Annotated in this window: 15 protein-coding genes; 10 read left to right on the top strand and 5 right to left on the bottom strand. The window is 48.4% G+C overall.

From position 1 onward, the window contains the following. The first annotated feature begins 187 nt into the window (after positions 1-187). The gene (gene folE, locus GZ78_RS02700) at positions 188-745 is read left to right on the top strand and encodes a GTP cyclohydrolase I FolE (protein ID WP_034832591.1); all 558 of its coding nucleotides are present in this window, start codon (positions 188-190) and stop codon (positions 743-745) included. A 34-nt stretch (positions 746-779) separates the two neighbouring features. Here folE and GZ78_RS27100 read toward each other — a convergent pair whose 3' ends face one another. Continuing rightward, positions 780-2,135: a sensor histidine kinase gene (locus tag GZ78_RS27100; RefSeq protein ID WP_051785754.1), complete on the bottom strand. Its 1,356-nt coding sequence runs from the start codon at positions 2,133-2,135 to the stop codon at positions 780-782. After that, positions 2,113-2,796 (bottom strand): response regulator transcription factor, encoded by a 684-nt coding sequence (locus tag GZ78_RS02710; protein WP_034832592.1) that lies wholly within the window; start codon positions 2,794-2,796, stop codon positions 2,113-2,115. The genes GZ78_RS27100 and GZ78_RS02710 overlap by 23 nt, the downstream gene beginning before the upstream one ends. A gap of 164 nt (positions 2,797-2,960) precedes the next feature. Between GZ78_RS02710 and GZ78_RS02715 the strand changes: the two genes are divergently transcribed. The 3 genes from GZ78_RS02715 (at position 2,961) to GZ78_RS02725 (ending at position 7,229) form a co-directional block, all read left to right on the top strand. Further along, positions 2,961-3,512 (top strand): GlcG/HbpS family heme-binding protein, encoded by a 552-nt coding sequence (locus GZ78_RS02715; protein WP_051785755.1) that lies wholly within the window; start codon positions 2,961-2,963, stop codon positions 3,510-3,512. A gap of 321 nt (positions 3,513-3,833) precedes the next feature. Continuing rightward, a complete protein-coding gene (locus tag GZ78_RS02720) occupies positions 3,834-4,886 on the top strand; it encodes a hypothetical protein (RefSeq protein WP_034832593.1) in 1,053 nt (350 codons plus the stop codon). 189 nt (positions 4,887-5,075) lie between these two features. Next, the gene (locus GZ78_RS02725; RefSeq protein WP_034832594.1) at positions 5,076-7,229 is read left to right on the top strand and encodes a heavy metal translocating P-type ATPase; all 2,154 of its coding nucleotides are present in this window, start codon (positions 5,076-5,078) and stop codon (positions 7,227-7,229) included. Between the two features lie 90 nt (positions 7,230-7,319). On the opposite strand, the gene GZ78_RS30870 is transcribed toward GZ78_RS02725, so the two are convergent. Next, positions 7,320-7,541 (bottom strand): ATP-binding protein, encoded by a 222-nt coding sequence (locus GZ78_RS30870; protein WP_081869641.1) that lies wholly within the window; start codon positions 7,539-7,541, stop codon positions 7,320-7,322. Here GZ78_RS30870 and GZ78_RS29790 point away from each other — a divergent pair. From GZ78_RS29790 to GZ78_RS02750, 6 genes are all read left to right on the top strand, one after another. Continuing rightward, entirely contained in the window at positions 7,463-7,636 is a 174-nt protein-coding gene (locus GZ78_RS29790) for a hypothetical protein (RefSeq protein ID WP_169741414.1), read from the top strand. The two genes, GZ78_RS30870 and GZ78_RS29790, sit on opposite strands and share 79 nt — an antisense overlap. 204 nt (positions 7,637-7,840) lie before the next feature. Beyond that, entirely contained in the window at positions 7,841-8,890 is a 1,050-nt protein-coding gene (gene pstS / locus GZ78_RS02730) for a phosphate ABC transporter substrate-binding protein PstS (RefSeq protein ID WP_034832595.1), read from the top strand. A gap of 166 nt (positions 8,891-9,056) precedes the next feature. Further along, entirely contained in the window at positions 9,057-9,989 is a 933-nt protein-coding gene (gene pstC, locus GZ78_RS02735; protein ID WP_051785756.1) for a phosphate ABC transporter permease subunit PstC, read from the top strand. A 10-nt stretch (positions 9,990-9,999) separates the two neighbouring features. Further along, the gene (gene pstA / locus GZ78_RS02740) at positions 10,000-10,842 is read left to right on the top strand and encodes a phosphate ABC transporter permease PstA (RefSeq protein WP_034832596.1); all 843 of its coding nucleotides are present in this window, start codon (positions 10,000-10,002) and stop codon (positions 10,840-10,842) included. Continuing rightward, entirely contained in the window at positions 10,839-11,702 is an 864-nt protein-coding gene (gene pstB, locus GZ78_RS02745) for a phosphate ABC transporter ATP-binding protein PstB (protein WP_152558512.1), read from the top strand. The genes pstA and pstB overlap by 4 nt, the downstream gene beginning before the upstream one ends. A gap of 449 nt (positions 11,703-12,151) precedes the next feature. Beyond that, positions 12,152-13,288: a CaiB/BaiF CoA transferase family protein gene (locus GZ78_RS02750; RefSeq protein ID WP_034832598.1), complete on the top strand. Its 1,137-nt coding sequence runs from the start codon at positions 12,152-12,154 to the stop codon at positions 13,286-13,288. An 84-nt stretch (positions 13,289-13,372) separates the two neighbouring features. Here GZ78_RS02750 and GZ78_RS02755 read toward each other — a convergent pair whose 3' ends face one another. Both GZ78_RS02755 and GZ78_RS28065 read right to left on the bottom strand, forming a co-directional pair. Continuing rightward, the gene (locus tag GZ78_RS02755) at positions 13,373-14,995 is read right to left on the bottom strand and encodes an acyl-CoA synthetase (protein ID WP_034832601.1); all 1,623 of its coding nucleotides are present in this window, start codon (positions 14,993-14,995) and stop codon (positions 13,373-13,375) included. A gap of 374 nt (positions 14,996-15,369) precedes the next feature. Next, on the bottom strand, positions 15,370-15,677 hold a 308-nt coding region (locus tag GZ78_RS28065; RefSeq protein WP_330217594.1), incomplete at its 5' end, for a group II intron maturase-specific domain-containing protein.

Below are 15,677 nucleotides of genomic sequence, written 5' to 3' on the forward strand. Positions count from 1 at the left end.
AAACCGTTCCACCCAGCCTCCTTTGTGTTAAACTCTGGCCACTTTTTTCCATGAACTTCCCATGAAAAACAGGCAGTATCAGACCCCTGCCATTTTCATGCTGGGCTCCGGACATCCCTCACTGTCAAACGGCGGTTCCGTGAGCTTTATAAAACTGACTGAGTGACTACTCACCACTGGGCGAGCCATGACCGAACAACTGAGCGAACATTACAAAGCCATCCTTGAATCCCTGGGAGAAGATATTCACCGGGATGGCCTGAGAGATACCCCCAAGCGTGCCGCCAAGGCCATGCAGTTCCTGACTCGCGGTTATGAGCAAAGCCTTGAGGACATCGTTAATAACGCGGTGTTCGAATCTGACATCAGCGAAATGGTCGTCATCAAGGACATCGAGCTGTACTCCATGTGCGAACACCACATGCTGCCCTTTATTGGCAAGTGCCACATTGGTTACATCCCTGATGGCAAAGTACTCGGTCTGTCCAAATTTGCCCGTATTGTGGATATGTTTGCCCGTCGCCTACAGATTCAGGAAAACATGACCAAGCAGATTGCCGACGCCATTGTCGAAGCTACCGGTGCGAAAGGTGTGGGTGTTGTGATTGAAGCCCAACACATGTGCATGATGATGCGTGGCGTACAGAAACAAAACTCTTCCATGACCTCATCGGTGATGCTGGGTCTGATGCGTGAAAATCAGCCAACCCGTGAAGAATTCCTGCAGTTTATTCGTCACAGATAAACCAGTAAGAGGGAGCCAGCAAGGCTCCCTTTCATCAAGCGGCTGGCAACAGGCAGTTAAACTCCGTTCCCTCTCCCTGACTGCTTTTGACATTGATCTTGCCATTATGGGCTTCAACAATGGCCTTCACCAAAGACAGCCCAAGACCAAACCCCGGCGTTTTTCGACTGGCGTCCCCCCGGTACAAACGATCAAAGATATGAGGCAAATCAGACTCGGCTATTCCTCGGCCAGAATCCTGCACAGACACCTTCCATAAGTCTCCTTCCTTACAAGCAGAAAGCACAATACTTCCCTGCTCTGGAGTAAACTTCATGGCATTATCCAAAAGGTTGGCAAAGACCTGTCGCAAGCGGTTGGGACTGGCCAGAATATTCATAGTCTCCGGAAGCTCGAAACTGAGATCAATCTGCTTCTCTTCCGCCAGATATTCATAAAGTTGTGCCGCTTCCCTAATCAAGTCGGACAAATTTGCCTGAGTACGATCTCTGGCATCCAGATGTTGCTCCACTGCAGCCACGTCCAACAGGCTATTCACCATTGCCAGCATTCTTTCACTTTCTTCCAGACAGTCCATCAGGCTTTCTTTCAAGGCCTGAGGGTCATTCTTGACCATGGCTTTTTCAGCACTGAGTCGCATCCGGGTTAATGGCGTTCTGAGATCATGGGCTGCTGCATTCAGTGTGTCTTCGAGGCTGCGGATCAATTGATCGATTCGGCTCATCTGCTGATTAAACAACAGCGTTAACTGCCCAAGCTCACTGCTTTTCGAAGACGACAACGGTAGCTTGTCCTGTAATCCTTTTCTCTGCAGACTTTTAACATGCTCCACCAGCTTGCGGATGGGTTTCAGCATCCGACCATTTAGCCAGGCTACCAGAACAATACTGATGACCCAAAGCGACAGCAGGGTCAACAACATGACATTGCGAAAGCTGGCTAGCTCTTCATATCGCAGAGTACCGGAAAGGCTCATCACCAGAGTCTGACTACCCACCACCTGTCTACTGACCTGGCTGCCATCATCCAGCCTTTCTGTCGCAGAGAAAGGCAGGTCAACTCCCTCATGGAACAGCAACTCACCGTCGTCACCCCAGAGGTTGGCACTGTAGCCACTCAGCCGGAGAAAATAACGATCACGCTCCAGTACGGTCAGAATCTTTTCCTGACCACTGCTGTTGTAGATGCGCTGCATATTATTGTTGATGACTTTCAGCAGCTGGGCATCCCGACTGACCAGCTCTTCTTCAAACAAGTGATAGCTGACAGCCCCAAGACCGGAAGCAATCACCATCATAATCACGCCGTACCAGAGAGTCAGTACTCGCTTGGTTGGCGTCATTACACTTTCGTCATTCACAACAGGTTTATTCACCGGCTCTGAGCACATAACCCATCCCCCTGATCGTGTGCAGCAGCTTGGTTGACTCATCCTTGTCAATTTTGCTTCTCAATCGACAGACCAGAACATCAACGACATTGGTTTGTGGATCAAATTGATAATCCCAGACATGCTCCATGATTTGTGTTCTGGAAATCACTCTCTCACGGTTTCGAAGGAGGAACTCCAGAAGAACCATTTCTCTGGGCTGAAGGGACAGTTTTCTATCGCCCCGCCAGGCCAGCTTTCGGGACGAATCAAAACTGAGGCCATGGAAGCTCAGCTTTTCCGACACCACTGACTGGGTAGATTGATTCCGGCGCAGTAATACTTCTACCCGTGCCAACAGTTCATTAAAAGAAAAGGGTTTGGTGAGGTAGTCGTCTCCGCCAATACGAAGTCCTGACACCTTGTCTTCTACTGTTTTTCGGGCACTGAGAAAAAGAATAGGAAAGGTGACGCCCTGCCCTCTGAGGTTTTTCACCAGATCCAGACCGTTCATTCCCGGTAGCATGATATCGACTATCGCCAGGTCAAAAGGCTCAACGACCACTTCATCCAGTGCTTCTTCAGCACTCTGGCACTGAGCCACGCCATAGCCATGCTCTTTCAAGCCTTCACTGACAAAGGTGGATATAACTGAGTCGTCTTCTACTACCAGGATATTCAACAGCCTACTCCAAAATCCGGCGACATTATTAGCGTCATTTTTTGGACGTAGATTACCAGCAAAGCGTTAGAAAAGAAGAAACCTTTCCAGCCTGTAATGTTCAGGCAAGGTCAGGGCAATGGTGACTCACTAATCTACAACCAAGCGCTGAGACAACAGCAATAATGTCCTTAGCGGATAAACAGAACAGAGACAACAAGATCAACATTAAGGATACAACCATGAAAAAGAGCATCATCGCACTGGCTTTCATTACTACTGGACTGGCTACCGGACTGGCTACTGGCGCACAGGCTAACACCACTTCCCTGCCTACCCTAACTGACAAAGCAGCTCTGGAACTGGTCAATCAGGGCCTACAGTCCTGCCGCAAAGATGGTTACAACGTCAGTGTTGCTGTTGTTGATCGTACAGGCTCACTGAAAGCCTTCGGTCGCTCTGAACTGGCTGGACCGCACACTGTTGATAGCGCTCAGAAAAAAGCCTTTACTGCCGCCTCCATGGGTCAGCCTACTGCCAACCTGGCCAAGCTGATCACCGACAAGCCTTTCCTACAGGGCCTGAAAGACATGGATTCACGCATGTTGCTGCTGGGTGGTGGTATGCCAATCAAAGTTGACGGACAGGTAGTAGGTGGCATCGGTATTGGCGGCGCGCCGGGTGGTCATCTGGATCAGGCTTGTGCAGAACAGGCTATCAAGGTCGCTCTGAAATAAAATGGAAGCGTAACCTTGTTTCCTTCCTGTAAACAACTATCGATAGCCTGTCTGAGCTCTTTCTGAAGAGCTCAGACACATTAATTTTTCCTTCCAAACACCCCGCTCTCCCAGCCATTTTGAATTTGCACATATAAAAAACGAATACTAATTTGTATTTCTAATAAATATCCAAAAATGGTCTGGACACTGACAATGTATACCAAGGTTGCTAGGCTCTCTTTTTGTTTTCTAATGTCTCAGGGGTCGTTCGTTCTGGCTCAATGCCCAAATCCATTAACAGGCCTTCCAGATAGCCAATATCAGGAGCCTGACTGCCACATGTTGACCTGTATGCAGGGAGAATTCACCTACAACGCTGAAAAAGATACCCTGTATCTGACTCGACTGATTGAAGGTAGAAATCCATCACTTTCATATACCAGTCAACCTATGCCGTCACCCCTTCCTGCTGATAGGCAGACTGAAGGCCTCTATTTACAAAATGCTTGTCAGCTTTTAGAGCAGGGTTTCAGCATTCATTTATTTGCAGACAGCCAGCAAGGGACACACTTTGCACTAACCCCACCACAACTGGAACAGCCTTCTCCCCTAGTCATCAAGAAGGAAATACAGGAAGAGAAAACCGGTTACGCTCTGGACAAAAATATCCCTTACAGTTTTGCCCCTACCTTTATGAGTGATGACCTGAAAAACAGCTTTCACTTCAGTTGTAAAAATATCCAGTTCTATGAACGTGCTGACTTAGTCACTGCAGATTGCCCTGTAAACCAGGGAAAGACTGTTCGAGCCATCGCTATCAGCCCCCGATCCATCCTGTTCAAAGTGATTGAGTCAAATACTCAAACCAAAGAGCCTGTTAACTTTTTTGCAGAGAACAGAAAAGGCCGTATCACCCCCAGACACGCAGAGTTCATTCCACGTTTTATAACACGCAAAGTAGATACCGCTACCTTTATTAGCGAAGATTGTAAAAATAACCAGATAGTTGTTCCATTTATGGACTGGAAAACTTGTCATTCAAAAAATACAGTCACTTTATCTGACAGTATTACGGTTCTCGAAAATACAGAGCTGGTTGTCGATACCCGAGATGATAAAAACTACGCTCTGATGTTTTACCCCCTTAGATCCAAATTTAATGAACCGACCTGGCTATCAGGAGTTAATCAGTGCCACCAAAACGGTTTAGTTCTGTCTTATAATACTTATCATAACCATCTCTATTGTGAAGCCCCTGCAACACTTACTAAGGAAAATACTCCGCCTAAAAGACCCGCACTCTCTCAAGAAAGAACTACACTCAGCCAACTACTGACAGATGAAGATGAGTTTGAAGTCTCCTTTATCGACAACCTTGAGGAAGAGATCTGATCCGTTGGTATTTTTCAAAAGATACCGCAAACCACTTGGATAACAGTCCTGCAAGGCTAAGCCCCTGATTCAACTCATTAAATATCCTGATATCCAGCACGTATGTATAGACAAAAAATAGGTTGACTCTGCTGAAATCAAGCATAACATATAAAAGCGTATTTATATGTTTTCAGGGAGGACGCTGTTATGTCCACATGCACTACAACCAAGAGCTGCTGCTCAAAAGAAAAAGTGGTTCAGCCCGTCACTTCCATTGAAGCGACCACCCGCTATAAATGGTCTGTAGGGGGAATGGATTGCGCCAGCTGTGCGGCCAAAATCGAGAAAGCTCTGGCCACAATATCCGGTGTAAAACAGGTTAGGGTCGCTTTTGCGACAGAGCGTTTGCTGGTAGACCTGGACCCGGCCACTTCACCAGATACTATTCAGAAAACGGTGGAACAGCTGGGCTTCACCCTGAAAAATACAGATCAGGCAGACAAGGAAGAGCCCCTTTGGAAAGCTCACTCAACGTTTACCCTGCTAGCTGTTCTGATGACACTGGCCAGTATCTTCATGCTCTTCGATCCAGCCTGGGGCTCATTCGGCTTTCTGCTGGCCACCGTTCTGGGCGTAATGCCTTTTGCGAAAAAGTCACTCAACCAGATTCGAAATGGTAGCTGGTTTGGCATAGAAACCCTGATGACTGTCGCGGCACTGGGAGCATTGATTCTGGGAGAAACCGTTGAGGCAGGTCTCGTTCTGCTGCTGTTTTCTCTGGGCGAAATGCTTGAAGGTTTTGCCGGGCGAAAGGCCAAAGCAGGGATCAAAAGCCTTATGCAGCTCACTCCTGACACTGCCTGGAAAATACAAGACGGTGAGCGAATAGAAGTCCCTGCAGACTTTTTGGTACCCGGCGAGCTGATTGAAGTGTTACCCGGAGACCGCTTGCCTGTCGATGCCATTTTACACTCCAGTCTGGGCTCTTTTGACGAAAGTGCACTGACAGGTGAGTCTATTCCTGTTAACCGAGAGGCCGGTGAAAAGATCATGGCCGGCTCCATGGTGGTCGATAAACCCGTCCGCTTAACCGTAGAATCAGAGCCTGGCGAAAATGCTATTGATCGCATTGTTACGCTTATCGAAGAAGCTGAAGAACGTCGTGCACCTATTGCCAGAATGGTCGATAAGTTCAGTGCCTGGTACACGCCACTGGTCATGGGATTTGCCACACTGGTTTTAATCATTCCGCCCCTGTTCGCCGGTGCAGCATGGACTCCCTGGGCCTATAAAGCACTCACTCTGCTGCTGATTGCCTGTCCTTGCGCTCTGGTTGTATCCATTCCCGCTGCGGTGACTTCCGCGCTGGCCTCTGCAGCACGATTCGGTGCGCTCATCAAAGGTGGGGCCGCATTAGAACAGCTCAGAGAGATAAAGAAACTGGCTTTTGATAAAACCGGTACATTGACTGAAGGCAAGCCAAGGGTTACCCGTGTAGTTAGCGTTCATGAACAGGAAGATCAAATACTCTCTCTGGCGAGCGCCATTGAAATGGGCTCAAGCCACCCTCTGGCTACGGCTATCATTGATGAGACCAAGAGCCGAAGCCTGACTTTCTCTGAAGCGACTGATATCCGTGTTCTAACGGGTCGGGGTGTAGAGGGTACTGTCGCAGGAAGAACCATAAAAATAGTGGCTCCTCGCTACATTGATGATAAAGATCTGGGTGAACACAAAACAACCATTGAGTCTCTGGAATCAGAGGGCAATACCGTTGTCGTCGTCAAGGATGAAGAGAACGTTCTCGGTCTGATTGGACTGGCGGATACTCTTAGAGAAGATGCGATTAAAGCCATCAGAAAGCTCAAAAGCATTGGTGTTGAAAGCGTGATGCTAACCGGCGACAACCGTCGTGCAGCCGCCGCTATTGCGGGTAAACTGGGCATAGACTACAAAGCTGAATTATTACCGGAAGATAAAGTTAAAGCCGTCCAGGCAATACAAGCTCAAAATAAGGGCGCTGTCGCGATGGTGGGTGATGGCATTAATGATGCCCCTGCCCTGAAAACAGCTGAGCTGGGTATTGCCATGGGACGAGGCAGTGACGTGGCTCTGGAAACAGCCGATGCAGCGCTGACTCATGAGCGTCTGATAGAGCTGCCACATATGATTCAGTTGTCACAGAATACAGCACGAATTACTCGTCAGAATATTGGTTTGGCTCTGGGTATCAATACCCTGTTCCTGCTAACCACCCTGTTTGGTGTGACCGGTTTAATGGCCGCAGTATTGTCAGATGCCGGTGGAACCGTATTGGTCACCCTGAATGCATTAAGATTGATGAAGAAGCAGAAGAACTAAGAAAACTTTGAAGTGGTTGATTACAGAGTCTTTTACAGACTCTGCATCAACCCAGAATGGTAGTATTAAGCTGGGATGTTTGCCTTCAACTCAAAATAAAAAAACAGTGCCTTTACCTTCCTCACTGATAAAGCCTATTTCTCCACCATGCTTTTCAATAATCGTTTTGGAGATACTGAGCCCCAACCCTGCAGCAGGAATACCAGGACTTATCCAACAACGCCGGAATACTGATGCATTCTCTGGAAGAGATAAAACTGGATAACAATAATGTTGTAATATCTGAGCAAGATGCTTCAAGACTTTCTGCATTAATGCTGGCGTTGATTGCCATCATTGAAAAAACAGTCGCCAGCGCCAGTAAAAAAACTCAGTTCATTACTCACGAAGCCCCGGCTTCCAAGTAGTCAGAGTAATGAGTACCTCATTGTCATAAAACGCCAACAAAGCTGTAACATTACTGAAATATATTCCCCCTATTCTCGCAACCATCAAATTTTAAAGTTAAAGAAAAATGTTTTGCACAACCCATAACCAGATAACGGCGCGGCAAAATATTTTTCTCAGTAAACATAAGCACACTCCAAGCGAGTTTCTCGGGGAGAGAACAAGTGAAGTTACTGAAGTCTGTTCTGATATCATCTCTGCTGGCTGCAGCGTCCTTCTCTGCATCTGCCAAGACTGAAATCATCAACGGTGCGGGAGCCAGCTTTCCACACCCTATCTATGCCAAATGGGCTGAGGAATACCAGAAAGAAACCGGTATTCGTATCAACTATCAAGCGATTGGTTCCGGCGGTGGTATTCGTCAGATTACAGCCAAAACCGTTGATTTTGGCGCCAGCGATGCTCCTCTGGACGTAAAAAAACTGGCTAAAGAAGACATGATCCAGTTCCCAATGGTTATGGGTGCGATTGTTCCTGTCATCAACGTTCCAGGTATTGAGCCAGGCGCTTTGAAACTGACCGGTAAAATCCTGGCAGATATCTACATGGGTAACATCAAGAAGTGGAACGATGAGCGTATCTCTGCTCTGAACCCAGGCGTCAATATTCCTAATCAGGCTATTTATGTCGTACACCGTTCAGATGGTTCCGGTACTACTTACAACTTCACCGACTACCTGAGCCGTGTAAGCTCGGAGTGGAAAGAGAACATCGGCAAGAACACCGACATCACCTGGCCCAAGAAAGCCACCACTATCGGTGGTAACGGTAACGCAGGTGTAGCTAACTTCGTACGCCGTACCCGTGGAGCTATCGGTTATGTTGAATATGCATACGCCAAACAAAACAGCTTGACCTATACCCAGCTGGCCAGCGCTGATGGCAAGTTCCTCCAGCCAAATATGGATACTTTCCAGGCGGCGGCTGCCAATGCTGACTGGGCGAATGCTCCAGGCTTCCGCCTGCTGCTGAACAACCAGCCTGGGGCTGATTCCTGGCCTATGACTGCGGCCACTTTCATCCTGATGCATAAAGATCAGAAGAATGCCAAGAAAGCACAGCACATCATCGACTTCTTCGAGTGGAGTTATGAAAAAGGCGGTGACTTTGCAGTCGGTCTGGATTACATCCCAATGCCCGAAGCGGTTGTGGAAATGGTTGAGAATGTCTGGAAAAAAGACCTGACCACTGATGGCAAGACCATCATCAAGTAACTCAGTATCCATGACTTTCTGAAATAGGAAACGAACGACAGTTGATCAGCTGTTTATACCAAAACTCCTTGCCTGACATGTACCGAGATGGAGCACAGGCAAGATGTTTTCGCTATAGGCACCACGCTGATCAACTGTCGTGTTGCTGCTTATGCTTTCGACTACGATGTCCCGCGCCGTGAACAGCCCTGAGCTGATAAATGGTGACTCAATCTTCCACAGACTGAGCTTCACCAGCGCCATTTTGATTTTTCTGGTGTTGATCGGAATCATTATTTCCCTGATTGACGGAGGCTGGCAAGCTCTCACTGAATTTGGTCCCGGTTTTGTATTTCGTAATGTCTGGGATACGGTAAACAGTGACTTCGGTGCAGCTGCAGCCATTTACGGCACTCTGGTTTCTTCTCTTATTGCCATTGTTATTGCCATTCCTGTAGGTCTGGGCACAGCGATCTTCCTGGCCGAGCTGGCTCCCGGCTGGATCAGCCGCCCCGTTAGTATGGCCATTGAACTGCTGGCCGCAGTACCCAGTATTATTTATGGTATGTGGGGCCTTTTTGTCTTTGCCCCCTGGTTCTCCGAAGGTTTCCAGTTCTGGGCACTGGAAAATCTGGTTGACCTGCCCCTGATTGGTCCCTGGTTTGATGGACCACCCATTGGCATTGGCCTGCTGACAGCAGGCATTATTCTGTCATTCATGATTTTGCCCATTATTACTGCCCTGACCCGTGATGCTCTGAAGACTATTCCCAATGTGGTCAGAGAAGCGGCTTATGGGGTGGGTGCCACACCTTATGAAGTGATTACCCGGGTACTTCTGCCCAGCATCAAGAATGCTGCAGTCGGTGCTGGTATCCTCGGTCTGGGCCGAGCCCTGGGCGAAACCATGGCCGTTGCTTTTGTCATAGGCGGCGCCAGTCGTATAGAGACCTCGCTGTTTATGCCTGCGAGCTCTATTTCATCCACGATTGCACAGCAATTCAACGAAGCCACTAATGAGATGCACATCTCAGCTCTGATCAGCCTGGGTCTCGTGCTGTTTGTACTGACATTTATTGTGATGGGTGCCGCCCGTCTCTTGTTAAAAAAGAAGAGCTGAGGAAGCGATAATGCCAGTCAGGAAACTCAAGAATTTCGCCTTTATCGGCTTTTGCATTTGCTGTGCACTGTTTGGTCTTATTGTTCTGGCCAGCGTACTTTATAGCCTGGTCGGACAAGGTCTTGCCGGCATGGGGCAACATATCTTCACCGAACTGACACCTGGACCTGGTAGCCCCGGTGGTCTGAAAAACGCTATTGTCGGCAGTTTGATTCTGACGGGGCTGGGTATCCTGATCGCGGCACCTCTGGGTGTGTTGGCTGGCACCTGGCTGTCCGAGTCTGAGCAAAGCTCAAAAATTGCTGAAACCCTACGCTTTCTCAACGGTATGTTGATGAGTGCACCTTCCATCCTGGTAGGTCTGTTTGTCTACAAGGTAGTGGTCGTGACCACCGGTACCTTCTCAGGCTGGGCTGGCGCCATCGCTCTGGCTATTCTGGCACTGCCTGTTATCGTCAGCACCACGGAAGAGATGCTTCGCCTGGTGCCTACCACCTTGAAAGAAGCGGGTACCGGACTGGGTGCCCCACGCTGGAGAGTGATTACCCAGTTGTGCTATCGGGCAGCGGGCCCCGGCATTATTACCGGCATTCTGTTGTCTGTAGCTCGTATCACGGGTGAAACAGCACCTCTGTTGTTTACCGCCCTGAACAGTAACTTCATGAGCACCGACCTGGACAAGCCTATGGCTAACCTGCCGGTGACCATCTATCAGTACGCTTTGAGCCCCTACGAATCCTGGAATGAACTGGCCTGGGCCGGCGCTCTGCTGATTACCGTATTTATTCTGATTATCAATATTCTGTCCACTGCTTTACCGCGTTGGATCAAAGCTCGAAAGGCAGCCAAATGAACATGAACATTGCTACTGCTCCTGCGGCTACAGATGCGTCTGCAACTCAAAAAAGCCTGACTGACATCAATACAGAAACCGGCCTGGCTGAAGATATTCTGTACCCAAGAATGGAAGTAAAAGACCTCAGTTTCTTTTATAACAAAGGTTCCGAGCCTGCGTTGAAAGAGGTCAACATGCCAATTTACAACAACAAGGTAACGGCACTGATTGGTCCTTCTGGCTGTGGTAAGTCCACACTGTTGCGCACCATGAACCGTATCTTTGATCTGTATGGCAACCAGGCTGCAGAAGGTGAGATTCTGCTGGATAACGAAAACATCCTGCAGCGCGGTCTAGATCTTAATGAATTGCGCTCCAAGGTAGGCATGGTCTTCCAGAAGCCAACGCCTTTTCCTATGTCCATCTATGACAACATCACTTTTGGCCTAAAAATGAGAGGAGGCATGAGCAAGCCGGAAATGGCTATCCGTGCCAAGAAAGCGCTGAAACGTGCTCATTTGTGGAAAGAAGTCAAAGACAAACTGCATGCCGATGCCAGCAGTTTGTCCGGCGGACAGCAGCAGCGTCTGTGTATTGCACGCACCATCGCCCTGCAACCCGAAGTAATTCTGATGGACGAGCCAACCTCTGCTCTGGATCCACTGGCCACCAGCGCTATTGAAGAGCTGATTACCGATCTGCGTGAGAAATACACCATCGTAATCGTGACCCATAACATGCAACAAGCCATGCGTATCTCGGATTACACAGGCTTCATGTATCTGGGCGAACTGGTTGAGTTTGATGAAACCAGCAAGATCTTCAATGATGCTGCTAATCAGAAGACCCGTGATTATATTGCGGGTGACTTTGGTTAACCCGACTCTGACTGTGGAGCCTGATGGCTCTACAGTTTTACCTTCAAATATCCCCCTGACTAATATCTCAATATCTACAGCAGACTGGTTTACATAATAGTAATAAACACCACTCCCATTTGTGACAACAACAAGAAGTACAACGATATTATCTGAAGTCTGAATCCAAACACCTGAATACTGAGTATTTATTAGCTTTTCAGGCTCAGCCTGCACTCCCTCTCGATTTATCGAAACAGCTGAAGCTTTTGAGTTTACGGCTTTAGTTGCGTTAGCCGCTGCAACAAGTGAAAACTAACTTAAATTAGCACAGAGAGACTCCAGCGCCTGCGATACCAAACACTTCCGTTATCAGCCATTCAGACTACAGCGTTTGACTTACATTGATAGATAATAGGAACTTTCCATAACAACAATAACAACAACAATAACAACAACAGGGGAAGGCCATGGGTCCTTTGAAAGGCATCAGAATTCTGGAAATTGCAGGGATCGGACCCGGCCCTTTTGCCGGCATGATGCTGGCAGATTTGGGCGCAGATGTTATCCGTGTTGAACGTCCCAAAGGAGGAATGTTCGGCGACAACCCCAAACTGGATATTCTCAACCGGGGCAAACGCTCCATCGGAGTTGATCTCAAGACTCAGGAAGGCGTTGAAACCGTTTTAAAACTGGCAGAAAGCTGTGATGCCATGTTTGAAGGTTTTCGGCCAGGTGTCGTTGAAAAGCTCGGTATTGGTCCAGAGCCTGCTATGGCTATCAATCCACGTCTGGTCTATGGCCGAATGACAGGCTGGGGGCAAGACGGACCACTCGCCCATGCCAGTGGTCATGACATCAATTACATCTCGATCACCGGGGCATTGCATGCCATAGGAAACCGAGGAGAGAAGCCGGTAGTCCCCCTGAACCTGGTGGGCGATTTTGGCGGCGGTGGATTAATGCTTGCCTTCGGCATGGTCAGTGCCATTCTCGAAGCGAAAACATCAGGGAAGGGTCAGGTAGTCGATGCGGCAATGGTCGATGGCGCTGCAGCCTTGATGGCCAGCGTTTACGGAGCTCAACAAAGTGGCTTCTGGTCAGAAGAGCGTGGCACTAACATGCTGGATTCAGGTGCTCATTTCTACGACACCTATGAAACATCAGATAACCAATACATTTGTGTGGGTGCCTTTGAACCTCAATTCTATGCAGAATTGCTGAAACTCATTGGGCTGGACGATGAGGAGCTTCCTCACCAGATGGATATGGGGCAATGGCCGGATCTGAAAGAGCGCTTCACTGCAGTGTTCAAAACCAAAACAAGAGATGAATGGTGTGAGATCCTGGACGGTACCGATGCCTGTTTCTCACCCGTATTACCCATGTCAGAAGCCTACCACCACCCTCATAATGTGGCTCGGGGAACCTTTGTTGAACGCGAAGGTGTGATGCAGCCAAGACCGGTTCCTCGTTTCAGCCGAACCGACAGCGAGATTCAAAGACCCGCTGCCCGAGTCGGTGAGCATACTGATGAGATTCTTTCAGAGCTGGGCTTTACCATAGACGACATTAATCGTTTGAAAGAAAACAAAGCCATTAAATAACTCTTCGGTCAAATCAGGATGGGACAGATCATAGGCTCCGATTAACAGCCGGGAAAATATTTACCTTTCCCGGCTGATGCTTTATCAGGCTGACTTTTCTTCCAGCCCTAATGTTTTGAGTGCCAGTGCTTTGGCAGCCCGGTAATCAGGCTTGGCTGCCGGCGTACGTTTAATTTCGTCTACCAGAATGAGCTCTCTTGGCGCCTTGTAACGGGCAATTTTGCTGGAACAAAAAGCGGCCAGATCTTCCATTGAAGGCTGCTTGCCCTGACGGGGATGCACAATGGCTGCCACCCGTTGGCCAAACCTGTCATCAGGCACTCCGACGACTACAGCATCAAAAACATCATCGTGAGCTTTGAGTGCGGCTTCCACTTCTTCCGGAAAAACTTTTTCACCTCCGGTATTAATACAGCCAGAACCCCGGCCCATCAGCTGAACCGAACCGTCTTCCAACACCTGGGCGAAATCACCGGGAATGACCCAGCGCACACCATTGGCATCGGTTTTAAAGGTCGCGTCGGTTTTTTTCTGATCCTTGTAATACCCCAATGGGATATGACCACTACGAGCCAAGCGACCTATTTCCGGACAACCAGGCGCCAGTGGCTTCAGATTGTCATCCAGAATCTGAGTGTGTTCTGACAGGGTGAATCTTGGACCTGCAGCTTCTTCATCCCCCATATCCATAACAGCACCATTATGGCCCGTCTCTGAAGCACCAAAGCTGTCCAGAATCATACGACCAGGCAGCAATGCTTTAAGTTTGTTCTTCACTGACTGACTGAGAATGGCTCCCCCGGATGAAACCACCATTAAACCTTCAAGATTGTATTTCCCGGTTTCTATGACTTCTGCGATGGGCCTGGCCATGGCATCACCCACTAGCATCAGGGAAAGTCCTTTCTCATCCTGAGTCAGTTTTACCACTTCATCCGCATCAAAATGTTTTCCGGTGTAGAGAATAAATTTACCACCGGTAAAAAAGGTGATCATGCAGGTCCAGGTGCCTCCACCATGCATCATAGGCGGTGGGCAAACCGTGGTCAGAGGGAAACTGTTGCTAACAACCGCAGAGAGTTCTTCCGGTGTTTTAATAGGATCACCGGAAGGGTTACCGCCCTGCATGGCCGCAAAAAAAATATCTTCATGACGCCACGTAGTGCCTTTGGGCATTCCGGTAGTGCCACCGGTATAAATCATATAGACATCGTCGCTTGTACGACCGGTAAAGTTACGTTCCGGACTGGATTCACTCAGAGCCTGTTCATAAGAAATAGCATTCAATGCAGAGCTGTCATGTTCACTGCCATCTTCAATGACCGTGAAACTTTTCAACAAAGGAAGTCTGGATCGAATGGATTCAAGTAAAGGCGTAAAGCTGCGTTCATACACGGTAGCAACAATGTCAGCATCATCAAAAATATAAGTCAGCTCATCTTCAACGTAGCGGAAGTTAATGTTGATCGGTACTGCACGGATTTTAAAACAGGCAATAAGAGCTTCAATCCACTCCACCCGGTTGTAGGCATAGATAGCAACATGTTGTCCTGCTTCCACACCACTGTTGGATAAGTGATGCGCCAGCCGGTTAGCCCTCTCATCCAGCTCTGCATAGGTTCGCCTTTCACTCCCCGCGACCAGTGCTTCATTCTCAGGCACGGTATCCACCACCTGTTCAAACAGATCTGCCAGATGAAATTCCATGGGATGACCTCAATTATTATTATTTTTAAGATAGACGCCTTACTTGTAAGCCATAATCTCTCAGAGTCGATCTGGTTTGTAAACTGGAAAGTCATGAGCACAGCGGGCAGGAACTTCTATAGTGTTTCATGGTCAAATCATGTTGAGATAAAGATTGTTCGAACAAGAAACAAACCTATCTCTATCTTCAAAAGAAACAGGGAAAAAAAAGACAGAACACGACAGGATTCCAATGAGTTATTGTTCTTCAAAAAGCACCCAACGGCCCATTTAATCTCAAAGTATTGGAGATAAATCGGGATAGGGCGTAGCCTCACGACTACGCTCCTCCCACAACACCCAGCATACGGGTCCGTACTGGGCGTTTCGGCCAGTTAAGCGGCCAACAATCTGATTAAACCTAACTTATCAAACCAACTATTGGGTAGCGCCATGTGTAACGCAGGACTCCGACTCACTCGCCAATGTCCTTTTCCTGAAGCTACCGTTTGCCTTGTCAGTTTGTCACTGATTCCCTGCTTTCGCAGTTCCTTGTACCGCTTTGGGCTTCTCTTCCATTGATACCAGAGCAGACTTCGCAACCGCCTTCTTATCCAACAGTCAAAGTGTTCAAACTCTGTGCGGGTTTCTACTTCTCGGAAGTAGTTCTTCCATCCCTGCAAGTACCTGTTGAGTCCTTCCA

The sequence above is a fragment of the Endozoicomonas numazuensis genome (assembly GCF_000722635.1).
GTDB lineage: Bacteria > Pseudomonadota > Gammaproteobacteria > Pseudomonadales > Endozoicomonadaceae > Endozoicomonas_A > Endozoicomonas_A numazuensis.